The following is a 24,707-nucleotide window of genomic DNA, read 5'->3' on the forward strand; positions in this document are numbered from 1 at the left end:
ATCGGTCCTATTCATCAAGAAGGACAGCGACTTGACTGGCGCGCCGGGGTAATAAGGGAAAAAGCCCGCCCATCCGGAGAGCGATGACATGAGCCAAACAGCCACCCGCTATTGCGACCTGGTGATGAAGGGCGGCATCACGAGCGGGATCGTCTATCCCAACGCCGTGCTGGCGCTCGCCCGCGATTTCCGGTTCAAGAATATCGGTGGGACGTCGGCCGGCGCGATCGCCGCGGCTGCCACCGCGGCGGCGGCGCTGGGCGACCGCAAGCGTGTCGCATCGGGATCGACGGCACCCTGCCCCCCGACGCTCGGCTTTGCCGGTCTTGAGCGCGTAGCGGTGCAGCTTTCGTCACAGGGCTTCATCTTCGGCCTCTTCCAGCCCGCGCGTGGCGGGCGGAACGCCTATCGCCTGATCGTTACCCTCGCGGGGAATGCGAGCATACTGCGCAAAGCCTTGGCGGCTGCGGTAGCCGTGGTGGCAATCGCGCCGCTCGAAGCGCTGCTTCTGCTCGGCCTGTTCCTCGTGACCGGTTACTGGCTTGCGGGCGCGCCCGGAATTGCCGCGGTGCTATTGCCGTCGGCGATCTGCGCCTATCTCGGCGCCGCGATTGCTGCCGTTTTGCGCGTTGCGCGCGTCACGCGGCGCAATCTGCTCGGGCTTTGTTCGGGCCTGGGCGTGCGGAAGGATGGCAAGCCGGCTCTGACCGAATGGCTGCACGAAGTCCTGCAATCCTTGTCGGGCAAGGACATCATGGAACCGCTGCTGTTCGACGATCTGTGGGACGCGCCGCGCTACCCCGGTGAGCCGAACACCGAAACGGCGATCTCGCTCCAGATGATCACGACGGGGGTGTCGCATCACGAGCCGCGGACACTGCCCTTTACCGACGCATCCTTCTGGTTCCTGCGCGAGGAGTTCGACCTGCTGTTCCCCAAGCCAGTCGTGGACGCGATGGTGGCGATGGCGGGGTCGCCCGATCGGGTCGGGGAAAAGGATTATTACCGCCTGCCCGGCAGGGGCCGGATGCCCGTGCTGGTGGCAATGCGAATGAGCCTCAGCTTTCCGCTGCTGATCAGCGCGGTGCCACTCCACGAGCCCATCGGGAGGCGAACGCTTCGCGGCGAGACCGAGGGAGATGCACCCGACGACGACGGGGACGCCAAGGAGGCGACGCTGAGCCAGAGCACCGACAGTCTCGCGACCGGCGGCGAGGCCTCGCTCTCCTCGATCGAAGGTTTCCGCATCTGCTGGTTTTCGGATGGCGGGGTTTCGAGCAATTTTCCGCTCCACCTGTTCGATGCGCCGCTGCCGCGCTGGCCGACATTTGCGATCAACCTTGTCTATCCGCAAAGCAGCGACGATCCGCAGGTCGAGAATCCCGAACCCCGGAATCCGCGAGACGAGGCCGAGGCGGCCGTGTGGCTTCCGCTACACAACAACCGGGGCTGGCAACGCAGCTACAGCTCGATCGCCCGGTCGCTCGCGCTGGCCGAAGTGTCCGGCTTTGTGTTCGGCATCATCAGCACGATGCAGAACTGGCGCGACCTGTTGCAATCGCGTGCGCCCGGCCAACGCGACCGGATCGTCCACGTCGCGCTCGACAAGGTCGAGGGGGGCATGAACCTCGACATGTCGCAGGACATATTGGACAGCATTTCATTGAAAGGCACGGTCGCCGGCGAACGCCTCTACCAATTCTCGTTCGACAATCATTATTGGGTGCGATGGCGGAATGTCGCCTCGGGACTGCAGCGTTATACGATCCGGATTGCGGCGAGCGCGAAAGTCGTGCCCCCGATCCCGGCCTATGAGGCGGCCTTTGCGACGGTCCGCACGGGAACGCCGCCACCGGTTTCGTATAAATTCCGGTCGGCCGAAGCCCAGAGCGCCGCGCAGGCACTGTTCGCCGACCTGGTAGCACGCGGCGAGGAATGGGACGACCTTGGCCCCAACCTCGGCGACGGGACGCCGCGGCCGCTTCCGCAAATGCAGATCACCCCGATCTATTAGTTCGCGGGGTCCTCGCGATCCTGCTGCGGCGACGCGCCGTCTTCCTTCTTGATGAAGCTCATCTTGCCCTGCGGCTCGAGGATCGCCCATGCGACATCGGCCATCCGCCCAATCCCCGCGAGCCGCATTTCGGACAATATCTCGTCGCGCGTCAGCCGGTCGCGGCGCAGATTTTCGGTCACGATCTCGCCGTCGCGCACGATCACGCGCGGCGCGCCTTCGAGCAAATCCTTGGCGCGCGGAAACAGATAGGCGGTCCAGCTGAGCACCAGCGCCCAGAAGGCGAAGGTACAGATGGCGAGCGTCGCGCCAGTCAGGCTGAAGTCGTTGTGCGTCACCCCCTGCTGGATCAGGTCGCCGAGGACGACGAGCACGACGAATTCGAACGGCGTCATCTGGCCGAGCTCGCGCTTTCCGAGCAGCCGGATCAGCAGGAACAGGATGAAGAACATCACCGTGGCGCGAAGGACGATATCCATCAGGGCAGCACCTTGATCGAAAGCGGCATCGCGCCGATGCGCCGGCTTCCGTCGAAGACCGCGATATCGCCGCGGGTCCCCGCGAAGAGCGGCGGGTTGATCTGGCCGTCGATCTTGATGTGGAGGCTGTCGCCGGCGTCCAGCGGGCCATAAGAGAAATGAAAGCGGCCGTCCTCGAAGCTCTCCTCGGCGGGGGCCGGGATCATCGTGTTGACGGTCATGTCGTGCCAGAGCGCAGGAGTCACCGCCACCACCGCGTCATCGAGCGGAGCGTCCGCGGTCAAAGTGATGTCGGTTTCGAAAAACTCGCCGTTGCGGATAGTCGTCGGCGTTTTCACCGTCAGGCGCGCATCGCCGAAATCGACGGTACGCGGCGGGCTTGGCTGCCCACCGGCGAGGCCTAGGCCCGCGGCCAGCAACAGGCCGCCAAGGACGAGGATCGAGATCGGGCTTGCGTGCCGATCCCACAGACGTTGGTGCGATGGCTTGGCGTCGAGTCCTTCCAGCGCCTGCATCCAATCCTCCGGCCTGATCGCAAATGTCCTGCGGCCGCGACAGCCGAGGACGCCCGCCTGCAATCGGCAAACGAGCGCCTATTGGACGCTTGGAGCGGCGGTTCGTTCCGCCAGCCTGGCTATGCCCCGCGAAGGCGTTGCCCGGGTTTCCTGCGAGGATTATAATAGGGAGGCGGAGCGCGTCCGCTCCTGCCGCGCGTCGGCGACGGCCCAGATGCTCAGCAATGCCGTCAGAATCGCGGGCAAGGTGACCCCCGCGAAATCGCGCGCGAGGGCCGAAGGACCGCAGATGCCGACCGCGACCTCCCAGAAGTGAAAGAGCGCGTGGCCGCAGAGCCAGAGCGTCGCACTCGTCCACAGCAGCACGCGATAGTGCGGGCGAAAGGCGCCGACGAGGAGCGCCGTGCCGACGAAGAGATAGATGAGCCCGATGTCGCGGATGAAATGCTGATTGAACGGGCCAGTCGTCGTGACGCCCGGGACCGCGAGATACCAGTCGGCGGGCGACCAGAGCATGAAAAGCGCGTTCGCGTCGGCGCCGATGCCGAGGATGACGGCGGTCCAGATACAAATCGACTTGAGCATTGCAGTCTCCCCCTTGGATCGCTGACGGCTGTTTCTTCAGCGGCGCGCGACGTTTTGAGCCACCGGCCGAAGCGTGTAGAGCCGAGCTTGCCATCGGAACCGGGGATGGGCGAGTCATCCTTCGACCGCGGCACGAAACGAAGGTCTCGGCAAACCCCCTCGCCCACCGGCTAATTGGCGGCCGAGGGGCTTGCCGAGCCCCCGCTTTCCTGAAACCCGGTTATCCGTTCGCGAGCGTATCGCGCGCGACGCGTTGGAGCGCGGCGGCCTGGGCGTCCGAAAGCCCCAGTTCGTCGGCGCCCTTTTCCTTGTCGCCGAGCATCGTCGGATCGACGCCCGTGATCGCACCGAAGGTCACGAGCGCCGAGAGGTAATAGCCCGCGACGCTGGCGTGATAATGATCGTATGCCCACAGGTCGAGCCGGCCATAGCCGATCCCGTCATAGGGATTGGGATCGGCGACGCCGTCCGCCATCGCGCGGTTCCATGCCTGGCCGACCGGCACGACACCCGCCACGGACGGTGTGGCGGATCGTGCGCGGTCGGCCGCGGCGCGGAGGTCATCGGCCATCGCCGTTACCGGCTTTCCGTACCAATGGCCCCCGGGTTTGTATGTCTGGTCGGCCCGCGTCCATGTGGATGCGAGGCGGATATCGACCGCGGGATTGCGCGCCTTGAACAGCGCGGCGAGCCGGTCGACATTGCGCATATAGTCGGCGGGATCGCCGGGCTTTGCGCGGTCGAGCGTGCTGAATTCCTGCAGCACGACGATGTCCCACGGCCGGTCGAAAAGCTGGCGCCGTTCGTCATAGTGGAAGCCCAAGGACTTGCCGCCCTGCGTTTCGAGGCTCACGCGATAGTCGAGCCCCGCCTGCTCGGCGAAGAGCTTGAACAGCGCGGGCACGCCGCCATAGCCCGCGTTGTTAAGGTCGGTGACCGTCCCCGCGCGCCAGTTGCGCGCCGCCGAATGTGCGCCCTGCGTGAAGCTGTTGCCGATGAACAGGATCGTCTTCGGCGCAGCCTTTGCGGGAGCGGAGGAAGTCGCGCCGGCGGCGGTCGGCGCGGGCGCGCTCTCCTTTGCCGTTGCCGCCGGCGCGACGACGAGCGCGGCAGCGCCGATCAGGAACCAGATGCCGTGCCCGTTTTGCATATCAGAACTCCGTGGTGACCGAGGTGTACCAATAGCGGCCATAGGGGCTGTAGAGCGACCCCAGATAGCCCTCGGAGGACAACGGCGGCTTTTCGTTCGTGATGTTGCGTACCCCGACGCGCCAGCGCATGTCGCCGCCGAGGCCGCCGGCATCCTTGATCCGCACCTGCGCATACAGATTGCCGGTGACCTGCGACTTGACGCGCCACGGGTTGCCATCGGCATCGACGAACGCGGTTTCGTCGACCGCGCCGGTGTAGCGCGCGAAGGCGCCGACCTGAAACTGCCCGAGCGACCATGTGAGCGACGCGGTGCCGCGCCATTTCGGGCGGCCGTTCGCCTCGATCAGATTCTGGGTCTCGGGCAGCGGCGTCGCGGCGTTGATGTCGCCGGCTTCGCGCGCGGCGACGAGCTGGTCGACGGCGTCGCCCGGTGCGCGCGAGAATTTGAGCAGCCGCGTCGCGTTGACCGAGAAATCGAACTTGCCGACATCGGTCTTCGGCGATTGCCAGTAGAAGGCGAAATCGAGCCCGCGGACGGTCTGCGGCTGCAGGTTGATGAACTGGTCACGCACCGTCGTGATCCGGCCCACCGGCGTGATGCCCGTGCCCGCGAAATTGGCGATATCGTCGGCATTGGCGGCATCGCGAATGACGTTCGGGTTCGACGATCCCTGAAGGCGAAGCAGATAGTCGAGCGCCACCGCGGTGTCGTTGCCGAGGATGCCAACGATGCCCTTCTGCTTGATCGACCAATAGTCTACGGTGAAGGTGATGCGGCCGAGGTCGGCCGGAATGAAGGTCGGTTCGAACACCGCGCCGAGGTTATAGTTTGTGCTCTTTTCGGGCTTGAGCTCGGGATTGCCCGAGACGCGGCGCGAATAGCCGACATTGTTGCCGCACTGGGTGAAATTGGCGATCCGGCCGGCGCGCAGGTCCACCTCGCAGCGGAGGAAATCCTGGCTGGTGGCGAGGCGCGCATATTCGACGGCATTGACCTGTTCGAGGTTCGGGGCGCGGAAGCCCTGCGAGAAGGAGCCGCGGAAACGAATGCCGTCGACCACGTCCCACGCCGCCGCGATCTTCGGCCGCGCGACGCTGCCGAAATCGCTGTAATGTTCGTAGCGCCCCGCAAGCTGCACGTCGAAACGGCGGACGAGCGGGATATTCATCTCCTCGGACACCAAAGGCACCGCGAGTTCGGCATAGCCGGCCGCGACCGTCCTTTTGCCATAGGTATCGGGGTTGTCGCTGACCGCCGCGGCGTCGCTGATCGTCACCGCGCCCGATACGGCATCGATGAAGGGGCTCGACCCGTCGACGGCGGAATCGCGGTCGTCGCGCTGGGTCTCGCGCCGCACTTCAAGACCGAAGGCAACGCCGACGTCGCCGCCGGGCAAGGCGAACAGGTCGGCGCGCGAGGCGCGGAAGTCGCCCATCGTCAGCGTGGTTTTCGAGGCGCGGCGAAGCTGGAAGGTGATCGCATCGATCGCCGCCCGCGAGCTGGGGGTACAATCGCCCGAGCTGAGGCTGTCGATGCAGCCGCCGTTGAACGGGTTGTACGCATCAGGAGTCGCGAGCGCGAGGCTCCGCTGGAGCGCAGAGCTGCGCACCGCAAGGCTGCTGTCGACCGCCGAGGCTTCGGAATAGACGAAGGCGCTGTCCCATTTGAAGCCTGCAGCCTCGCCGCGCACACCGATCAGGCCGCGCAGCTGCTCGCCCGAGACCTTCACCGCCTGCGGCCCGGTATCGACGAAGCGATAGGTGGTGAGCAGCACCGGCAGGCCCGCGGCGGGCACGTTGACGAGCCCCGGGATGCGGTTGGGATTGGGCTGGCCGCCCACCGTCATCGCGCCGAACGGGTTGTAATAGTTCGACGCCGGGATCCAGATCTGGTTGAGGTTGATCACCGGCGGCTGGATGCGTGTCGTGTTCGAGTGGTAATAGCCGAACTCGCCGAACAAAGTCAGATCGTCGGTCACGTCGTAGTGGCCGTTGATGAAGGCGTTGTAGCGCTTCACGCTCGGCATCACCGTCGTTCCGGCCGCCGTGTCGTAGCGCAGGTCGCGGAAGGCGTTGTTCGTCGCGAGCGCGGTGTTCACGAGGCAGAGGTCGGCGGTCAGCGCCTGCGTGCATCCGCCGAGGCGCGTCGGGCGGACGGTGAAGGAGCCCGCGGCGGTGGTGAGGTTCGTCGTGCCGCGGCGCGGCCGGCCGCCCGTTACTGGGACCTGGAGCGCGGGCCAAGCGCCACGCGTTGCGCGCGCATCGGGGGTCTGCGAGTCGGCGAAATCGGGATAATCAGCGAACAGCGGGCGGAGGTTGGCCGAGGCGGTGAAATCCTGATCCTCGGCACGCAACGCCGTGCGGTCGGTATATTCGAACGAGAGAGTGATATTGCCGCGGTCGAAGCTCTTGCCGGCAAGGATATTGCCCTGGAATTCGCGCAGGTGCGTGCCTTCGGCGGCGCCGTATTGCGCCTGCATCCTGAGGCCGTCGTAATTGTCCTTGAGCACCGTGTTGACGACGCCCGCGACGGCATCTGAGCCGTAGAGCGCGGCGGCGCCATCGAGCAACACTTCGAGCCGCTGCAGTCCCGTCGTCGGGATTGCGTTCGAGTTATAGCTCAGTACCGGCACGGTGCCCGTGTCCGACAGGCCCTGGCTCGCAGGGTGGGTGACGATGCGGCGGCCGTTGAGCAGCACCAGCGTGTTGCCGACGCCTAATGAGCGGAGGTTGACCGAACCGACGTCGCCGCGCGCGGCATTGCTGGTCTGCGCATTGTTGCCGGGGTTGAAGCTGACGTCGCCCATTTGCGGGATGTTGCGGATCAGTTCGTCGCCGCTGACCGCGCCGATCGCGTCGAGCTTGTCCTGATTGACCACGACCACCGGCAGCGCCTCGGTGACGCGCGCGCCTTCGATGCGCGTGCCGACGACAACGATATCGCCGGCGGTTTCGCCGTCGGGCTGCGGATCATTGGCTTCGGCGGCATCGGCCGCCGGATCGGCTGCGGCCGTCTGCGCCTGCGCGGGTGCGCCCGCGAGAAGGCAGATCGCCGTGCTCGCCAGAAGCATTGTTCCAAAACTGCGCCTCATCATCATTCTCCCCAATTTTATTGTCTGAATTTCTGTGTCTCGTTTGTCTCAATCGCTGTCGGTCTCGACCGGCGGCGCCGCGAGCGGTGCGGGCTCGCCGCTGAGCGCGCGATCGAGCGCATCGCGGTCGAGCGCATTTTCCCACATCGCGACGACGATCGCGGCGAGCGCGTTGCCGATGAAGTTGGTTAGCGCGCGGCACTCGCTCATAAAGCGGTCGATGCCGAGGATCAGCGCGAGCCCCGCGACGGGCACGGTCGGCACCGCGGTCAGCGTCGCGGCGAGCGTGATGAAGCCCGCGCCGGTAACCCCCGCCGCGCCCTTCGAACTCACCATCGCGACGAGCAGCAGCGCGACCTGATCGCCGAGGCTGAGGTCGATGCCCGTCGCCTGCGCGACGAACAGCGCCGCGAGCGTCATATAGATGTTCGTGCCGTCGAGGTTGAAGCTGTAGCCCGTCGGCACGACCATGCCGACGACGGATTTGGCACAGCCCGCTTTCTCGAGCTTTTCCATCAGGCTAGGCAGCGCGGCCTCGGACGACGAGGTGCCGAGCACGAGCAGCAGTTCGGCTTTGAGATAGGCGATCAGCCGGAAGATCGAAAAGCCGCAGAGCCGCGCCATGCCGCCGAGGACGACGACCACGAACAGGATCGAGGTCAGATAGAAGGTCGCGATCAGCGCGCCGAGATTGACGAGCGATTCGACGCCATATTCGCCGATGGTGAAGGCCATCGCGCCGAACGCGCCGATCGGCGCGAAGCGCATCAGCATGCCCACGAGGGTGAAGAACACGCTCGAAAGCTTTTCGAGCATCCCAAGCACCTGCGCGCCGGCGGCGCCGGTGTGCGACAGCGCGATGCCGAAAAGGATCGCCGCGAACAGCGCCTGCAGGATCGAGCCCGAGGTCAGCGCCGAGACGAAGGTCGTGGGAATGATCGCGAGCAGGAAACCGACGAGCGAGGTATCGTGCGCCTTCGCATCATATTCGGCGATCTTGGCGACGGCGTTCGGATCGAGCGTGCTCGGGTCGATATTCATCCCCGCGCCCGGTTGCACCACATTGGCGACGATCAGCCCGATGATCAGCGCGAGCGTCGAGAAGAAGAGGAAATAGGCGAAGGTCTTGGCCGTCAGGCGGCCGAGCGTCTTGCCGCTGCCGACCGATGCGATGCCCGTCGACACGGTGAGGAAGATCACCGGCGCGATGATCATCTTGACGAGGTCGATGAAGCCCTTGCCGAGCGGCTGGAGCTGGACGCCGACGTCGGGCCAGAAATGGCCGAGCAGCACGCCGCCGGCGATCGCCGCGAGCACCTGTACATAGAGATGCGACCACCACGGCCCGGATTTGGCCGGCACGTGCACCGCATTCATGTCGATCGTGGCTGCCACCAGCCTCTCCCTATATTTTGCGTCCGGCTCGACGCGGACCGAGGTGTTTCCCGGCCTTTGGCTAAAAATAGGGGCAGGATGGAATCATCGTCAAACACCACAAGAAACTTAGCAAAGCCACTGTTATTATTATTGTTTTTACGAAAAATCTCGTCACGTCTCTTCACGTTTGTGCAAAATACCGCATACGTTCCCAAACATTTGTGCAATAATCCGCACATGCCTGTGCAGAGCGAGTCGTCCCCGATCCGTCCCCACGCCCACCGCCGACGCCTGTTCGTCGCCGTGGCGGTTGGGCTCGCGATCCTGCTCGTCGCGGGGTTCGGCCTCGCACAGTGGGCCGCGGGTCGCGCCGGCGCGCAGGCCGACGCCGAGGCGCGGCAGAATGCACGCGCGCATGCAAGCCTGCTCGAAAGCGAGCTGCAGAAATTCCGCCTGCTGCCGCGCGTGCTCACCGAATTTCCAGACGTCCGCGCCGCGCTCGCCGACAAGAGCGATGCGGCCTCGCGGCGGCTCGATCGCGAACTCGAACAGCTCGCGGCGCGCACCGACGCGACCGTGATCTATGTGATCGACGCGGGCGGCACGACGATCGCGGCGAGCAACTGGCGCGCGCCGACAAGCTTCGTCGGCGAGAATTACCGCTTCCGCCCTTATTTCCAGGGAGCGATGCGCAGCGGCGCGGCCGAACTGTTCGCACTGGGAACGGTCAGCGGGCGCCCCGGGCTCTATCTTGCTCGCCGCGTCGATGTCGGCGGGCGCCAGCTTGGCGTGATCGTGCTCAAGGTCGAGTTCGACAAACTGGAATCGCGGTGGGCGGATTCGGCGGCAGCAACGCTTGTAACCGATGCCGCGGGGATCATCGTGATGAGCAGCGAGCCCCGCTGGCGCTTCCGCTCCTTCGCTCCGATTTCGGCGGCGACGCAGCAGCGGCTTCGCGCGACGCGCAGCTATGGCGATGCGCGGCTCGATCCGCTGCTGGTCGACCGCGTCGATGGCGGCGTTCGTGTCGGCACGGACCTGTTCCGCGAGGCCGACGAGCGCGTCTCCTTCCCCGGCGGCACGCTCCGCCTGCTCCAGCCCGCCGAGCCTGCCCGCGCCAGCGCCAATGCCACCGCGCGCGTCGCCTTCCTCGTCCTGCTGATCCTTGTCGGCGCGGCGATCATCACGCTGCTCCGCGTCGTCGAACGGCAGACGCTACGCCAGGCCGCGCACGAGGCGCTCGAACGCGAGGTCGCCGCACGCACGCGCGACCTGCGCACCGCGAACGACGAACTGCGCCTCGCGTCCGAGCGGCAGACCGAGACCGACCGCCGCTATCGCGCCGCGCGCGAAGAACTGGCGCAGGCGAGCCGCCTCGGATCGATCGGCCAGATCACCGCCGGCGTCGCGCACGAGATCAACCAGCCGATCGCGGCGATCCGCACCTTTGCCGAAAACAGCCTGCGCTATCTCGAGCGCGCGCAACCCGATAAGGCCCGCGGCAACCTCGACACCATCGTCGAACTGACGGCGCGCGTCGGTGCGATCACCAACGAACTGCGCAATTTTGCTCGCCGCAAGCCCACCCCGCTCGGCCCCGTCGCGGTGCAATCGGCGGTCGACGGGACGCTGCTCCTGATCGGCGATCGGCTGCGCGCACAAGGTATCGCGCTCGACGTCGAAATCGAAAATCCAGCTGCGTCGGTGCACGCCGACCGCGTTCGGCTCGAGCAGGTGCTCGTCAACCTGCTGCAAAATGCGGTCGAGGCGGTGCAAGGCGTGAAAGATGCACGCATTGCGCTGTGGACGCATGGCGGCGACCCGGTCCATATCGACGTCTGCGACAACGGCCCCGGTGTTCCCGCCGAGCTGTTGCCGCAGCTCTTCACCCCCTTCGTCACCGGGCGGCCCGACGGGCTCGGGCTGGGGCTGGCGATCGCGAGCGATATCATGGCCGAATTCGGCGGCACGCTGACCCTGATCCCCTCCCCGCTCGGCGGCGCGGGGTTCCGCCTGACGTTGAGGCCAGCATGAGCTTTTTCACCGGCGAGCAGACGATCTTCTTCGTCGACGACGATGCGGCGCTGCGCGAGGCAAATGTCCAGACGCTCGACCTCGCGGGGCTGGCGGTCGAAGCCTTTCCCGACGCGCAGAGCGTGCTGCCACGCATCGAAGCGGGCTTCTCGGGGATCGTCGTCACCGACATCCGCATGCCGGGGATGGACGGGCTCGAATTGCGCGCAGCGATCCATGCGATCGATCCTGATATCCCCGTCATCCTGATCACCGGCCACGCCGATGTCGCGATGGCGGTGCGCGCGCTCCACGACGGCGCGTTCGACTTCCTCGCCAAGCCCTTTGCCGCCGACCACCTCGTCGGCATCGCGCGCCGCGCGCTCGCGCACCGTGCGCTGATCCTCGACAATAGGCGGCTGACCGCGGCGGCGGCGGCGATCGACAGCCCGCTGATCGGCGAAAGCCCGGCGATGGTCCGGCTGCGCGAAACGATTACGCAGCTCGCGCAGGCGGACATCGATGTGCTGATCGAAGGCGAAACTGGCACCGGCAAGGAGTTGGTCGCGCATATGCTCCACCGCCAGAGCCGACGGAGCGCGGCGTCATTGGTCGCGGTGAACTGCGCCGCGCTTCCCCACGAGCTGGCCGAGGCCGAATTGTTCGGCAGCGACCTGATCGACCGGAGCAGCGGCAAACTCGGCCAGGCGGGGCGCATTCGCAGCGCGCACCGCGGCACATTGTTCCTCGACGAGATCGATACGATGCATCCCTCGGTGCAGGCGAAGCTGCTGCGCGTGATCGAGGAGCGCGAGGTCCAGCCGATCGGCGCCAGCGCGCCCGAGCCCGTCGACCTGCGCGTCGTCGCGGCGACCAAAACCGACCTGATGGACGCGGTGCGCAGCGGCGATTTCCGCGAGGATCTCTATTACCGGCTGCATGTCGTGAAGCTGCGCATCCCACCCTTGCGCGAACGCCGGTCGGACATTCCGCAAACCTTCGCCTTCTTCCTCGACGAAGCCGCGGCGAAGATGGGGATGGCGGGGTTCCGGATCGACGACGGCATCCGCCGCCACCTCGTCGAGCATGACTGGCCGGGCAACGTCCGCGAGCTCAAGAATTTCGCCTATAGCGTCGTTCTCGACCTGCCGTCCGATCCCGGCCTGTCGGCGATGCCCGCCGACGCCCCGCTCGCCGAGCGCGTGCGCCGGTTCGAGGCAACGATCATCCACGACACGATGGCGCAGACCCGCGGCAATATCGCCGAAACGATGGCGCGACTGGGGCTTCCGCGAAAGACGCTCTACGACAAGATGGCGAAGCTGGGGATCGACCCCAAAAGCTTCCGCGCCTAGCGCGCCGCGGGTTTCCCCTGCGCCGCGAGGACGCGGAGGATATTGCCGCTCCACATCTTCTCGATGTCGGCGTCCGAATAGCCCGCGGCCTTCAGCCGCTCGGTGACCTTGGGCAGCGCCGAAATATCCTCGATGCCCGGCAGGCCGCCGCCGCCGTCCCAGTCGGCTCCGAAGCAGATATGATCGACACCGCCGACCTCGATCGCGCGCAGCACCATCTTCATATAGGCGTCGAAATCGGCCGCCCATAATGCCTCGGTCTTGTCGAGTTCGCGCCACTGGCGGTTGAGATCGGCCTGCTCGGCGGGCGTGATCTGCCCAATCCGCTCATATTTGCCGAACAGTTCGGCGCGCGCGGGCGACATGTTCATTTCCGACATGAAAATCGTCGAGATGCACATCGCGCCGCCCTTCGCGGCGAGGGCCTTCAGCCGCCCTTCGTCGAGGTTGCGCGGATGGTCGTAGGCCGAGCGCAGGCTCGAGTGCGAGAGCAGGATCGGATATTTCGACAGCGCCAATATCTGGTCAAACGCCGCGTCGGACGAATGGCTCGCGTCGATGACGATACCGAGACGGTTCATCTCGGCGACCCATTGCTTGCCGAGCGGGCTCAGCCCCTTCCAGCGTCCCTCGCCCGTCGCGCTGTCGGCGAACTGATTGTCTTTCGAATGCACCGGACCCGCGAGACGCAGTCCCTTGCTGTAGAACTCCTGAAGCAGCGACAGGTCTTCGCCGAGCGGATAGCTGTTCTCCATCGACTTGAAGGCGATCAGCTTGCCTTCCTTGTTGAGCCGCAGCGCATCGGCCGTGGTGAGCGCGGGCGCGATCGCATCCGGATATTTCGCAATGGTGCGATCGATCAGGTCCGACCGCTTCCGCGCAAACGCGAGCGCGTCGGCATAGCCCTTCGGCGTTAGCGGCCCCTGGTCGGTGTAGATGGCGAAGAAGCCGCCATCGAGATTGCCGTCCTTCATCCGCGGGATATCGAGCTGCGCCATGTCTTCGGCGAGCGCGTGACGGTCGGCGAAGCTCCAGCCCGCACGCTCGAAATGGAGCGGGGTGTCGAGGTGGGTGTCGAGCACGAGCATGCGGCTGTGGAGCGGCGCTTCAGCCGTTTTGGGTTTGTCACCGCCCGGCGAACAGGCGGTGAGCGCGGTTGCGGTCAGCAGGATGGCGAAACGGTTCACTTCTTGTCCTCCACGGGCTTCAGGTCGAGATCATGATAATCCCAGCTGAAGTCGGCGATCTTGCTCACCGCCTTCATCGTCACCCCGGTGATCTTGCCCTCGGCGTCGAGCGCAAAGGTCACATAGGCGGGCTCGATCGCGGGGTCGTCGAAATCGGTGACGAAGCTGTCATATTGCCAATGCTTGAGCCGCCCCGCCATCTGCGGCGTCGAGGTGAAATCGATCGTCAGGCCCTTCGCACTCGATCCGACGACGATGTCGCCATACCAGGGGTCGCGATAACGCCCGGCGTAGCCCGCGAGCGCGAGCGACGGTCCCGACTTCGCGGGCGACGCCTTGGACTGTTTCAGAAACTCGACCCCGCCCGCGAGCCGCGACTGATACCAATCCTCCCATTTCTGGATCCAGCCATAGTCGGGCTGATCCAGATAATGGTCGAGCAAATCATAGGTGAGGCCGAGCAGCATGCCGCTGTCCTCGCTGTTCATCATGATCGCGAAGCCGACATTTTTGTCGGGGATCATCACGACACGCGTGATCGAACCGAAGACCCCGCCGCCATGCTGGATGATGCGGTGGCCGCGATAATCCTGCACCTGCCAGCCGAGCGCATAGGCCTGCTGCGTCGGCTGCGCGGGCTTGAGCTGGTCGGGAAGCGGTGAGATCGGCATCGGCGTGACGGGCGCCCACATTTCGGCCGCCTGCTTCTCGCTGAACAGGCGTTTGCCATTGGGGAGAGCGCCATGCGCGAGCTGGATCTTGAGCCACGCCGCCATGTCGTCGGCGCTGAGCGCGAGCCCGCCCGCCGGCGCGCCGTTGCGGCCGAGTTCGTCGCGTTCGTTCAGCGCCTGTTGGTCGCCGAGCCCTCGCAGCGGACCGTTCAGTCGCGCGTGCGGCCACGACCGGTTGGGAATGCGGAAGCGGTCTTCGCTGTCGCTCGTCGCATTCTTCATGTCGCCCGCGCGGAGCACGCGCGCACGGATGAAGTCCTCCCATGTCTGCCCGGTGACTTCCTCGATCAGCTGGCCGGCAACGGCATAGAGGATATTGTCATAGGCATAGGCCGAGCGGAAACTCGTCTGCGGCTTGAGATAAGCTACGCGTTCGACCGTCTGCTTGCGCGTGAGGTGTGTGCGCGGCACGAACATCAGGTCGCCCTGCCCCAGCCCGAGCCCGCTGCGGTGGACGAGCAGGTCGCGGATCGTGATTTCGCGCGTCACCCACGCATCATACATGCGGAACCATGGCATATGCTTGATGACGGGATCGTCCCACGCGATCTTGCCCTCGTCGACGAGGATCGCGAGCGCAGCGGCGGTCATCGCCTTGCCGGTCGAGCCGGTCTGAAAGATCGTCTGCTCGTCGACCGGCGCCTTGTCGCCGATCTTGCGCACGCCCCAACCGCGCGACAGCGTCGTCTTGCCGTCCTCGACGATCGCGATCGACACGCCCGCCGCACCGACCTTCTTGCGCAGCGTCTCAACGCTTTCGCCGATATCGGCGGGCGGTTCGGCCCATGCGGGCACAGCGACCGACAGCATCAGCGACAGGGCAAGCAGGCGTTTCATGGCAAAGCCTCCATATGGGGAGCGATGGACGGACGCAGCAGGCGCCACGTCCCGATGGTGATAAGCGGCAGGACGAACACCGCCAGGAACAGCCAGGCGAGGAAGCGGTATCCGCTCGCGATCAGGTCAACGAGGCCGATCTCGCCCGCGACGAACATGCAGCCGGTGAGGATGACCGCGCCGATGATCGCGCGCGCTCCAGTCGAGAGCGGTGGCCTCCCGCGGCTCTCGATCGCGCCCGAAATGCGCTCGTTGATCGCATGGACCGAACCCGCACCGCTTTCGAGCAGCGCAGCGAAGATCATCACCTGAAACAGGACATGGAAACCCGGCACCGTCATCTGGCGGAGCAGGAAGTCCGAAGGCAAAGTCTCGTCGCCGATCGCGGGATAGAAGGCCATCATCGCGACGAAGAAGAGGATCGCGGGCAGCATCGACAACGGCCCCGCGATCAGCCCGGCCACCACCGCATCGCGCTGATGCCGGAGGTGGCGCAGCACGGGCAGAATCACCACCGCGCCGACGATATTATAGCTCGCGTAAGTGAGTCCGCCCGCCATCCAGTTACCCGACGGCGGCGGCGCGTTCGCGAACCCCTGCCCGATCAGCCCGCCGAAGCTGGCGAGCGCGAGGATCAGGAAGAGTCCGTAGACCGCGTAAAGCAGGATCGAGACATATTTGAACATCTGCTCGACCGCGCCGGTGCCCCAGGCGGTGACCGCAACGATCGATACCGCGAGCAGCACCACGCCCGCGAGTTCGGGCCAGCCGAAAGTCGCGGCGCCAATCGCCCCCGCCGCAGCGCCGAACACCGCAAGGATCAGGACGACGAAGATGATGTAGGCGACCTCGAACGCGACCCAGGCAGGACCAAGAAGCCCTTTGAAAAAGCTGCGATAATCATAGGCACCGAGTTTGAGCGCGAGCGCGAAGGTCAGCGCCGCGACGACGCTCCAGACCAGCGTCGCGAGCAGCATCGCGGACAGCCCGCCCCACGGCCCCGACGGCACGAAATATTCGGCCAGTTCGCGCCCCGTCGCATAGCCGCCGCCGATGATGACGGCCTTCAGCGCAAATCCGGGCAGCAGGTAGCGCTGGAACCAGCTCGACCCGCTGCCCGTCTCGCCCACACTCACGCGAGAACGCTTTCGACGAGCGCGTCAAAGGCGCCGCCGCCACGGATCGGATCGGCGACCGGAAGCCCGAGGCGGGTACGTTCGGCCGCCATCAGCGCTTCGGCCGCGTCGGCCCCATAGCTCGACGTGTTGAAGCTCACGCCGCCGCAACGGATCGCGGGATTGGTACGGCTGCCGAGGCGGATCGTCATGTCGATGACATCCTCGACCGACGGCAAGGCAAAGCTTTCCATGCCGAGAATCACGCTGCGCGTCGGGTCGTGACAGACGACGAACACATCCGGCTGGCTGCCGTGGAGCAGGCCTAGCGACACCGGGGCATAGGCCGGATTGAAGATCGACCCCTGCCCCTCGATCACGTCCCAATGGTCTGCGGACGCATCGGGACTGAGCATTTCGGCCGCGCCCGCCTCGAAGTCCGAGATCACCGCGTCCATCGGCATGCCGCCGCCCGCGATCATAATGCCCGTCTGGCCGGTCGCACGAAAATCGGCATCGAGGCCACGCTGGGCGAACGCCCGGTGCAGCGCGAGCGCGGTATATTTCTTGCCGAGCGCGCAGTCGGTGCCGACGGTCAGCAGCCGCTTGCCGGTGCGCTTGCGCCCCGTCCCCACCGGTATCGCGGGCGGCGGGGTGCGGATATCGATGAGCCGCTGCCCCGTGCGCGCAGCCGCCTCGACGAGCGCGGGAACACTCGTCAGCTTGGTATGAAGCCCGCTGATAATGTCGAGCCCCGCTTCCATCGCCTCGACGAGCACGGCGACCCAGGATGCGCCGATGATGCCGCCCTGATTAGCGACGCCGATCACCAGCGACCGCGCGCCTGCTGCCCGCGCGTCGGCGGGCGACAGGCGCGGCAGGCCGGTCGAAACGGTGCAGCCGTCGATTGCCCATTCGCCTGTGCAGCGATCGCCCGCCCAGTCGGCGAGACCAAAGGCGGTCTTGGCATAGCTCGCATTGGTCGTGTCACCGAGGAACAGCAAATAAGGCTGCGGCAGGGTCAGGCTGCCCTCCAGCCTGCCGATAGGCGCGTTCATCTTGTCCAACTCCAATTCGCTCAGAAGGCCATGTCGAGCGCAACGCCGATCGTCCGCGGCTGCAACGGCGAGATCGCGAGGAAGCTCGGCCGGTTGAGCCCGTCGGCCATCGTCGACCGCGCCATCTCCCCCTTATTGTCGAGCAGATTGCGGGCATATGCGCGCACTGTCCAGTGATCGCCCAGGGTCACCGACGCGTTGAGGTCGACCGACGTATAGGCTTTGGCGCGCGCGACGAGCGGATCGCTTTCAACCAGCGACAGGCGGCTGCTCGCGTGGCGGACGCCGACGCCAAAGCTGCCCTTGTTGTCGCCGCCAAGTTCGAATTCATAATCGGCGCGCAGCGCACCGCTGAACTTCGGCACCGCAGGCAGACGGTCGCCGTCGACCCCGCTGATGTCTGGCACATCTTCGCTGAGCACCGCGTCGGTGTAGCTGCCCGTCGCGCTGATCGTCAGGCCGGGCGTCGGACGCAGCGCGAAGCTGCCTTCGATGCCCTTGCTCCGCGCCTTGCCGCCGTTGGCGCCGCCCGACACGCCGCCAAAGGAACGCACGACCTGAATATCGGTCCAGTCCATCAAGAAGAGCGCGACATCGACCGAGACCATGCGATCGGCGAAATCGGCCTTCAGTCCGACCTCATAGTTTTTCATTCGGTCGGCATCGACCGTCGGCGGGACATTGGGAACGATGACGTTCGGGCCGCCCGGGCGATAGCCGGTGGCAAGACGCGCATAGAGCATCGCGTCTTCGTTGATGTGGAACTGCGGACTGATCGAATAGGTGAAGACATCCTCGGACGATGTGCCCGGATCGTCGGCCTGCGGCACGATCGCGCCCGAGCTGATCTGGCGGAAGGTCTGTTCGTTACGCGCCCAGCGCACGCCGCCGGTGATCTCGAACTGCTCGCTGAGCTTGAAGGTCGCGTTGCCGAATACTGCATATTCCTTGTAGGTCGCGGGCAAGCCGACGGTGGCGAGCGGGTCGAGCGGTGCGATCGGGTTGCCGGCCATGTCGAACGAGCGGACAAGCTGCGAATTGCTCGTCTTCTCGTCGGTGAAGAAACCCCCGATCAGCCATTCGAAACGTCCGCCGCTCGGCGAGGCGAGCCGCACCTCCTGCGTCCATTTCTTGAGCCCGAGGTCGAGCGCAAAGGGCGTGATACCGGGCGGAATCGCGCCGCCGGTGAGCAGCGGGAAGAGCACGCCAAAAGCATAGCTCGCGTCCTGCACCTGCGCGCTCTGCGTCTTGCTGTATGTCGTTGCCGAGGTCAGCGTCGCGGCGCCGAAATCATAGTCGATCGTCGCCGAATAATAATCGAGATCGACGTCGAAGGATTCGGGCACATAATTGTTGTACGAACGCCCGTCGCCGAGCCGCCGGCCGGTGAGGTCGGCGGCATAGAGACCATTGCCCTCGGAATCGAGCGACTGCCAGATGCCCGCCAGCTTCACGCTGAGATCGGACGTCGGCGTCCACAACAGGGCGACGCGGCCGCCGCGCTGTTCATAATTATTCTGGTCCTTCAGCGCGGCATTGTTGACGCTGTCGACCCAACCCGGCGTGCTGCGCCAGGCAAAGCTGCCGCTGACCGCGAGCTTGTCCTGAACGATCGGCACATTGACCATCGCCTGCGCGCCCCAGCCGAGCCCGTCGCCGCCCTTGATCGCGAAACCTTCGACGCCCGCCTTGACGCTGAACCTGTTCGTGTCGGGCTGGACGGTGACATATTTCACCAGGCCGCCGATCGAGCTCGCGCCATAGAGCGTGCCCTGCGGTCCCTTGAGCACTTCGATCCGTTGCAGATCATAGGGCATGAGGTCGATCGTGAAGGCCCCGGCGCGGTTATAGATCGCGCTCGACCCCACTGGCGCGTCGTCGAGATAGATGCCGACGGTCTGGCTGTTGTTGAGCGGCGCGACGCCGCGCAGCGTGATCGTCGTCTGTCCCGGCGTGCCGCTGTTGCTGACATTCATGCCGGGAACATAGCCGGCATAATCGACTAGCGAAGCCGAACCCTGTTCCTGCAGTTCGTCGCCGCTGACGACGGCGATCGAGATCGGCACATCCTGTACATTCTGCGTGCGCTTCTGTGCGGTCACGACGATTTCGCCGCTCGTTTCGACGGCGGCAGCGTCCTGCGCCTGCGCCGGCATAGCGGCGACGACCGCGGCGATGCTGGCTGCAATAAAGAGTCCCTGTTTCATCGTCTTACCCCCAGACTTGGGCGAGCAGGCGGCGGAAATTGCCACCGAGCACGGCCCGGATGTTTTCGTTGGAATAGCCCCGGCGAATGAGTTCTTCGGTGAGATCGAAGGTCTTGAGCGGATGGTCGAAACCGTCGATGTCGATCTTGTCGCGGAAGGCGTAGCTGCCCTTGTAGCTGCCCTTGAGCAGGGCGTATTCGTCGGGCTTCATATCGTCATAGCCATGGAGGTCCGCGTCCGATCCGATGCCGACATGGTCGATCCCCACCAGTTTGGCGACATGGTCGATATGGTCGGCCATATGCCCGACATTGGTCGGGTCGCTCGTGCGGACGAACATGCGCACCCCGGTGATCCCCATCACCCCGCCCTTCGCCGCGAGCGCCTTGATCGCCGCATCGGTCTTGACGCGCGGGTGGTCGACAAGCGCGCGGGCGTTGCTGTGCGTGATCGCGATCGGCCCCTTGGCGATTTCGATGGCGTCGAGAGTCGTCTTGTCGCCGCAATGCGAGACGTCGATGAGCATCTTCTGCTTTTCCATCTCGGCGATGATCGCGGCGCCATAGTCGCTGACCCCGCCATCGACGCGTTCGGTGCTGCCCGATCCAATCAGGTTTTGCGTGTTATAGGTGAGCTGCGCGCAGCGCAGGCCGAGGCGGCGAAACAGCGCGACATCCTCGATCTTCTCGAAATGCTCGGCATTCTGGATCCCCATGATCACCGCGCATTTCTTGTCCGCCTTGGCGCGGTCGAGGTCCTGCACCGTATCCACAAGCGTGAAGACATGGCTGTTGCGCCCGGCGAACCCCTGCCAGCCCGCGAGGAATTCGAGCGCCTGCACCTTTGCGTCCGGGCCGCCGAGGCCATAAGCGTTGTGAAAACCGGTGATGCCGGACGCCTTGAACTCGGCAGCTTCGGCATCGGTCAGCCGATGCGCGACATAATTCGCGTCCAGCGTGATCTTGAGCGGCGCGAGCATGTCGATGACGAGCGACGAGGCGACCAGATCGACCGCGCGACGCGAGTAGCTCTTCCCCGGAGCCGCGGCAAAGGCATAGGCACCCTTGTTGATCATCGGCACCGACACAGCAGCACCCACCACGCCCGCGAGTGCCGCGCGGCGCGTAATCTGGAACGACGCCGTCATCCCAACCTCCCTCTTTTATAGTTTCAATCTAGACTATTGTCCTAATCAGAAAATTGTCAACCCATTTAGGACATATATTTGTCATCATCCCCAGATTTCGGGCGGGCAATGGATCAGGCCGTCGCGATAGGCGACGCCCGGATCGCGATCGCGCGCGAGAAAGGTCGGCCCGTCGAGGTCGACGATGTCGCAAAGCTGGCCGACGAGATAGGAGGGCGCCATCGACAGGCTGGTGCCCATCATATTGCCGACCATGACGTCGAGCCCGAGCTTCTTCGCCTGCCGCGCGATCGCCAGCCCCTCGGTCAGCCCGCCGCATTTATCGAGCTTGATATTCACCACGTCGAACCGCCCGACGAGCGAGGCGGTGTCGGCGAGCGACAGCGCGCTTTCATCGGCGACGAACGGCAAGGGGCGCTTCAATCCGTCGAGATCGGCCTCGCGTCCGCGCTTCAGCGGTTGTTCGAGCTGCGCGACGCGCGCCGAGACGAGCACGGGCAGCAATTCGGCGAGCGTCGCGACGTCATAGCCCTGATTGGCATCGACCCCGATCCACGCGTGCGGCCGCGCGGTGCGGATCGCAACGACGCGCGCGATATCGTCGGCAAGGTCGCCGGTCAGCTTGACCTTGACCGGCGCCTCGGGATCGATCGCAAGCGCGGCTTTCGCCATCGCCTCCGCGCGGTCGGCACCAAGCGTAAGCGTCGAGCGCAGCGCCTTGGGCGGGTTCAGCCCGGCAAGCTTCCAGACCGGAGTTTCCATCTGCCTGGCCTCAAGATCCCAGAAGGCGCAGTCGAGCGCGTTGCGCGCGCCGCCCGGGGGGAGAAGCTGTTGCAGATCGTCACGCGTCGCGCCGTCTTCGATCGCGCCGCGCACGCGCGTCGCCTCGGCCAGCATATGGTCGATATCGTCGCCGAGATAATAGACCCCGGCGCCCTCCCCGCGCCCGACATGCGTCCCGTCCGAAAGCTCGGCGACGAGCAATGCGGTTTCGGTGAAGACATGCCCCGAAATGCGGAACGGCTGGTGATAGGGAAAACGCTCGACCCGAAGGTCGAGCGTCAATTCCTTTATGCGTTGCGTCGCCATCAATAGACCATTCCGAAGCCGTAGAGATGGAAGGCGAGCGTCACCCAGACGAGGACCAGTGCGGCAAGGATCAGCAACACCGCGCCGAGCTTCATCGTCCAGCGGCGCTTGTCCTTGATGCTGAGCCACAGGTGCCAGGCCGCCGTCGCGAGCAGCCCGAAGGCAGCGAGCGGCGTCAGAATGCGCAGCAGGTGGATCAGCCAGTCGAGCGGGCCGCCGAGGCTGCCGATATCGGCCGAGAAGGCCGCGATCAGCCCGATCCAGCCGGCGAGCGCGCCGAGCGCGAGCCAGGCGAAGACCCGCGACAGGCGGTAGGCGCGCCGCGCCTTGCCCTCGAGCGCGAAGTCCGCCTTGAAGCTGCGGCGTACCAGCGCCCGCACCGGCCACGCCAGCGCCGCGAGCAGGATGATGCCGAAAGCGAAGATCAGCGCCGGATTGAGCCATGCCGCATTGACACTCGCCGGGGCGGGTTCGAACACCATGAAGGGCGAACCGCCGTCGACGCTCCAGCGCACGACGCGGCCGTCCTTGACCTCGGCGGCGACGCGCTCGCCGGTGCCGGTGTCGCGCCATACGAAGGGCTCGACCTCGACCCAGTCGCGTGCGCCGGCACCAAGGCCGTCGAGCGCCGGCAGCGTGATCTTGCCGTCCTCGGTCAGCGAGATCGTCAACTGGCCGAGCAGGCCGAACAGGCTCGCAAAATTGGTGAAGCTGCCGCGGCTGCTGACATAATGGCCGACCATCATTTGCGCATGTTCTTTGGCGGTCTTCGCATCGACCTGCCCCGGCTTGTCGGCACCCGGCAGATAACGATCGGCGAATTTGTGGAACAGCGCGCTGCGGATCGCGCCCGCATCGCCCTGCGTCCCGGCGCTGTTCATCGAGATATAGACGCCGATGTCGGCGTCGGGGAACAGCCATAGATAGCTATGGAACCAGACGGTGTCGCCGCCATGCGCGATCGCGCGGTGGCCGTTGACCCATTGTTCGTAAAAACCGAGCGCCATGCTGTTGAGCGGCCCGACACCGGGCGCCTTGAAATCATGCATCTGCTTCGCGGTTTCGGGCTTCAGGAGGCCTGCGCCGTCATTCAGATGCGCGATCATAAATTTGCCCATGTCAGCGCCGCTCGCCGACAGGCTGCCCGCGGGTGCCGGGACGACGATCTCGAACGGCTTCGCCTTTTGCGTGACGTCGGGATAGCCCTTTGCCATATGCGGCGCGAGATTGGCGGGCAGCGGCTGGCGGAAGGTCGAATGCGCCATGCCCAGCGGCTTGAAGATATGATTGTCGACATAATCGTCGAAATCCTGGCCGCTCACCCGCTCGACGATATAACCCGCGAGTGCGGTCGCATAGTTCGAGTAGGCGGGCGTCGTACCGGGCGCGAAGACGCGGTCGGGCAGCGCGAGCGGCATCTGCTGCTTCAGCGTCATCACCGCTTTGGGATCACTGCTGATCAGATGGCGGATCGATTCCTGGAAACCCGCGGTGTGCGTCATGATGTTGCGCATCGTCACCGGCTTGCCCTCAAAGGGCGGAATCTTGAAATCGAGATAGGCGTTGACGTCCTTGTCGAGGTCGATCTTGCCCGCCTCGACCTGCTGCATCACCGCGGTCCAGGTGAGGAGTTTCGACACCGATCCGGGCCGGAACAGCGTCGTCTCAGGCAGGACCGGCGCGCGCTTGGCGACGTCGGAAAAGCCATAGCCTTTTTGGAGCACGACCTGATTGCCGCGCACGACGACGACGACCGCGCCCGGAATGCGCGCGCGTTCGAGCGCGTAGGGCAGATAGCCGTCAAGCCAGGCCTCAAGATCCTTGGCGTCGAGCGCGACCGGCGCTGTGGCGGTTCTTGCAGCCGGAACCGCGGCAGCTTCGGCTTTCTTTACGGTCGGTGCAGGCACAGGCCCCTGCGCCGCCAGCGGCAGCGCGGCAAAAGCCGCCAGCCCGATCATCGCCTTTCGGATGAAACGCATCGCTTTCCCCTTTTCATTGTCGTGGCCTGTCACATCTTGCAGCAAGCCGCGCGACCCCTTACCAAGGGACCAACATCTGTTGGCCCGATAGGGACATAATGATCCTGATTGGAAAATTGTCAAATATGGAATGGAAAAATTAATGGCTGATCGCGGAGCCCCGCCAACGCTCGGCACGGTGATGAAGAGCATTCGCTCGCGAAACGGCTGGACGCTCAAGGAAATGAGCGCGAAATCGGGCATCCCGGTCTCGACATTGTCGAAGGTCGAGCACGACCGGCTGACGCTGAGCTATGACAAGCTCCAGCAGCTCAGCCAGCGACTCAACATCCGCATGTCGGACCTGTTCGCCGAAGACGAAGGCGACAGTTCGCCGCGCGTGACCGGCCGTCGCAGCATCGGCACGATCGACCAGGCCGTGCGCGTCACCACCGACAATTACGACTATCATTATCTCTGCACCGACCTCCGGCAAAAGCGAATGATCCCGATCATCACGCGGATTCGCGCGCACAGCGCCCGCGAATTCGGCGATCTCGTCCGCCATCAGGGTGAGGAATTCATCTTCGTGCTCGAAGGCGAGGTCGAAATTCACACCGAATTCTATGACCCGGTCGCGCTCAAGACCGGTCAGGGCATCTATCTCGATTCGTCGATGGGCCACGCCTATGTCGTTGCCGAGGGATATGAAGAGGCGCTGGTCCTCGGCGTCTGTTCGAGCGCCGACGACGGGCTGATGGACAGCTTGATGAGCCTGCACGGCTGACACCCCAGG

18 protein-coding genes are annotated in these 24,707 nt (G+C 65.1%); 4 read left to right on the plus strand and 14 right to left on the minus strand.

Annotated features, from left to right (window positions below):
• The first annotated feature begins 88 nt into the window (after positions 1-88).
• Complete coding sequence (locus V8J55_RS15895; RefSeq protein ID WP_336446558.1) at positions 89-2,014, plus strand: hypothetical protein; 1,926 nt, start codon at positions 89-91, stop codon at positions 2,012-2,014.
• Here V8J55_RS15895 and V8J55_RS15900 read toward each other — a convergent pair.
• The 6 genes from V8J55_RS15900 to V8J55_RS15925 form a co-directional block, all read right to left on the minus strand.
• Positions 2,011-2,493, minus strand: coding sequence for a DUF421 domain-containing protein (locus V8J55_RS15900; protein WP_336446559.1), 483 nt, complete (start codon positions 2,491-2,493; stop codon positions 2,011-2,013). The two genes, V8J55_RS15895 and V8J55_RS15900, sit on opposite strands and share 4 nt — an antisense overlap.
• Positions 2,493-3,008 carry a hypothetical protein gene (locus V8J55_RS15905; RefSeq protein WP_336446561.1) on the minus strand — a complete coding sequence of 172 codons (516 nt, stop codon included), beginning with the start codon at positions 3,006-3,008 and terminating at the stop codon, positions 2,493-2,495. The genes V8J55_RS15900 and V8J55_RS15905 overlap by 1 nt, the downstream gene beginning before the upstream one ends.
• 159 nt (positions 3,009-3,167) lie before the next feature.
• A complete protein-coding gene (locus tag V8J55_RS15910; protein WP_336446562.1) occupies positions 3,168-3,593 on the minus strand; it encodes a hypothetical protein in 426 nt (141 codons plus the stop codon).
• Positions 3,594-3,813: 220 nt separating this feature from the next.
• Positions 3,814-4,743 (minus strand): DUF4886 domain-containing protein, encoded by a 930-nt coding sequence (locus V8J55_RS15915; protein ID WP_336446563.1) that lies wholly within the window; start codon positions 4,741-4,743, stop codon positions 3,814-3,816.
• A gap of 1 nt (position 4,744) precedes the next feature.
• On the minus strand, positions 4,745-7,837 hold the full coding sequence (locus tag V8J55_RS15920) for a TonB-dependent receptor domain-containing protein (protein WP_336446564.1): 3,093 nt from the start codon (positions 7,835-7,837) through the stop codon (positions 4,745-4,747).
• A gap of 48 nt (positions 7,838-7,885) precedes the next feature.
• Positions 7,886-9,214: a dicarboxylate/amino acid:cation symporter gene (locus V8J55_RS15925; protein WP_336446891.1), complete on the minus strand. Its 1,329-nt coding sequence runs from the start codon at positions 9,212-9,214 to the stop codon at positions 7,886-7,888.
• Positions 9,215-9,451: 237 nt separating this feature from the next.
• On the opposite strand from V8J55_RS15925, the gene V8J55_RS15930 reads away from it, so the two are divergent.
• Positions 9,452-11,248 carry a sensor histidine kinase gene (locus tag V8J55_RS15930; RefSeq protein WP_336446565.1) on the plus strand — a complete coding sequence of 599 codons (1,797 nt, stop codon included), beginning with the start codon at positions 9,452-9,454 and terminating at the stop codon, positions 11,246-11,248.
• A complete protein-coding gene (locus V8J55_RS15935) occupies positions 11,245-12,582 on the plus strand; it encodes a sigma-54-dependent transcriptional regulator (RefSeq protein ID WP_336446566.1) in 1,338 nt (445 codons plus the stop codon). Before V8J55_RS15930 ends, V8J55_RS15935 begins: the two co-directional genes overlap by 4 nt.
• On the opposite strand, the gene V8J55_RS15940 is transcribed toward V8J55_RS15935, so the two are convergent.
• From V8J55_RS15940 to V8J55_RS15975, 8 genes are all read right to left on the minus strand, one after another.
• Positions 12,579-13,769: a dipeptidase gene (locus V8J55_RS15940; protein WP_336446567.1), complete on the minus strand. Its 1,191-nt coding sequence runs from the start codon at positions 13,767-13,769 to the stop codon at positions 12,579-12,581. The genes V8J55_RS15935 and V8J55_RS15940 overlap by 4 nt on opposite strands.
• Entirely contained in the window at positions 13,766-15,337 is a 1,572-nt protein-coding gene (locus tag V8J55_RS15945; RefSeq protein ID WP_336446568.1) for a serine hydrolase, read from the minus strand. The genes V8J55_RS15940 and V8J55_RS15945 overlap by 4 nt, the downstream gene beginning before the upstream one ends.
• On the minus strand, positions 15,334-16,473 hold the full coding sequence (locus V8J55_RS15950) for a YkvI family membrane protein (RefSeq protein ID WP_336446569.1): 1,140 nt from the start codon (positions 16,471-16,473) through the stop codon (positions 15,334-15,336). The genes V8J55_RS15945 and V8J55_RS15950 overlap by 4 nt, the downstream gene beginning before the upstream one ends.
• Positions 16,470-17,510, minus strand: a complete 1,041-nt coding sequence (locus V8J55_RS15955; protein ID WP_336446570.1) for a DUF1611 domain-containing protein — start codon at positions 17,508-17,510, stop codon at positions 16,470-16,472. Before V8J55_RS15955 ends, V8J55_RS15950 begins: the two co-directional genes overlap by 4 nt.
• Before the next feature lie 20 nt (positions 17,511-17,530).
• On the minus strand, positions 17,531-19,717 hold the full coding sequence (locus tag V8J55_RS15960) for a TonB-dependent receptor (RefSeq protein ID WP_336446571.1): 2,187 nt from the start codon (positions 19,715-19,717) through the stop codon (positions 17,531-17,533).
• 4 nt (positions 19,718-19,721) lie between these two features.
• Positions 19,722-20,864, minus strand: coding sequence for a dipeptidase (locus V8J55_RS15965; protein WP_336446572.1), 1,143 nt, complete (start codon positions 20,862-20,864; stop codon positions 19,722-19,724).
• Between the two features lie 84 nt (positions 20,865-20,948).
• On the minus strand, positions 20,949-21,953 hold the full coding sequence (locus tag V8J55_RS15970; RefSeq protein ID WP_336446573.1) for a dipeptide epimerase: 1,005 nt from the start codon (positions 21,951-21,953) through the stop codon (positions 20,949-20,951).
• Positions 21,953-23,932 (minus strand): serine hydrolase domain-containing protein, encoded by a 1,980-nt coding sequence (locus tag V8J55_RS15975; protein ID WP_336446574.1) that lies wholly within the window; start codon positions 23,930-23,932, stop codon positions 21,953-21,955. The genes V8J55_RS15970 and V8J55_RS15975 overlap by 1 nt, the downstream gene beginning before the upstream one ends.
• 142 nt (positions 23,933-24,074) lie before the next feature.
• Between V8J55_RS15975 and V8J55_RS15980 the strand changes: the two genes are divergently transcribed.
• Positions 24,075-24,698 (plus strand): helix-turn-helix domain-containing protein, encoded by a 624-nt coding sequence (locus V8J55_RS15980; RefSeq protein ID WP_336446575.1) that lies wholly within the window; start codon positions 24,075-24,077, stop codon positions 24,696-24,698.
• Positions 24,699-24,707 lie beyond the last annotated feature (9 nt).

This window comes from Sphingopyxis sp. CCNWLW2, assembly GCF_037095755.1.
Lineage (GTDB): Bacteria > Pseudomonadota > Alphaproteobacteria > Sphingomonadales > Sphingomonadaceae > Sphingopyxis.

Excerpts from the sequence above, each read along its gene's own strand:
- V8J55_RS15895 (WP_336446558.1), top strand. The coding sequence starts at position 89 with ATGAGCCAAACAGCCACCCGCTATTGCGACCTGGTGATGAAGGGCGGC.
- V8J55_RS15900 (WP_336446559.1), bottom strand. The coding sequence starts at position 2,493 with ATGGATATCGTCCTTCGCGCCACGGTGATGTTCTTCATCCTGTTCCTG.
- V8J55_RS15905 (WP_336446561.1), bottom strand. The coding sequence starts at position 3,008 with ATGCAGGCGCTGGAAGGACTCGACGCCAAGCCATCGCACCAACGTCTG.
- V8J55_RS15910 (WP_336446562.1), bottom strand. The coding sequence starts at position 3,593 with ATGCTCAAGTCGATTTGTATCTGGACCGCCGTCATCCTCGGCATCGGC.
- V8J55_RS15915 (WP_336446563.1), bottom strand. The coding sequence starts at position 4,743 with ATGCAAAACGGGCACGGCATCTGGTTCCTGATCGGCGCTGCCGCGCTC.
- V8J55_RS15920 (WP_336446564.1), bottom strand. The coding sequence starts at position 7,837 with ATGAGGCGCAGTTTTGGAACAATGCTTCTGGCGAGCACGGCGATCTGC.
- V8J55_RS15925 (WP_336446891.1), bottom strand. The coding sequence starts at position 9,214 with ATGAATGCGGTGCACGTGCCGGCCAAATCCGGGCCGTGGTGGTCGCAT.
- V8J55_RS15930 (WP_336446565.1), top strand. The coding sequence starts at position 9,452 with ATGCCTGTGCAGAGCGAGTCGTCCCCGATCCGTCCCCACGCCCACCGC.
- V8J55_RS15935 (WP_336446566.1), top strand. The coding sequence starts at position 11,245 with ATGAGCTTTTTCACCGGCGAGCAGACGATCTTCTTCGTCGACGACGAT.
- V8J55_RS15945 (WP_336446568.1), bottom strand. The coding sequence starts at position 15,337 with ATGAAACGCCTGCTTGCCCTGTCGCTGATGCTGTCGGTCGCTGTGCCC.
- V8J55_RS15955 (WP_336446570.1), bottom strand. The coding sequence starts at position 17,510 with ATGAACGCGCCTATCGGCAGGCTGGAGGGCAGCCTGACCCTGCCGCAG.
- V8J55_RS15960 (WP_336446571.1), bottom strand. The coding sequence starts at position 19,717 with ATGAAACAGGGACTCTTTATTGCAGCCAGCATCGCCGCGGTCGTCGCC.
- V8J55_RS15965 (WP_336446572.1), bottom strand. The coding sequence starts at position 20,864 with ATGACGGCGTCGTTCCAGATTACGCGCCGCGCGGCACTCGCGGGCGTG.
- V8J55_RS15970 (WP_336446573.1), bottom strand. The coding sequence starts at position 21,953 with ATGGCGACGCAACGCATAAAGGAATTGACGCTCGACCTTCGGGTCGAG.
- V8J55_RS15975 (WP_336446574.1), bottom strand. The coding sequence starts at position 23,932 with ATGCGTTTCATCCGAAAGGCGATGATCGGGCTGGCGGCTTTTGCCGCG.
- V8J55_RS15980 (WP_336446575.1), top strand. The coding sequence starts at position 24,075 with ATGGCTGATCGCGGAGCCCCGCCAACGCTCGGCACGGTGATGAAGAGC.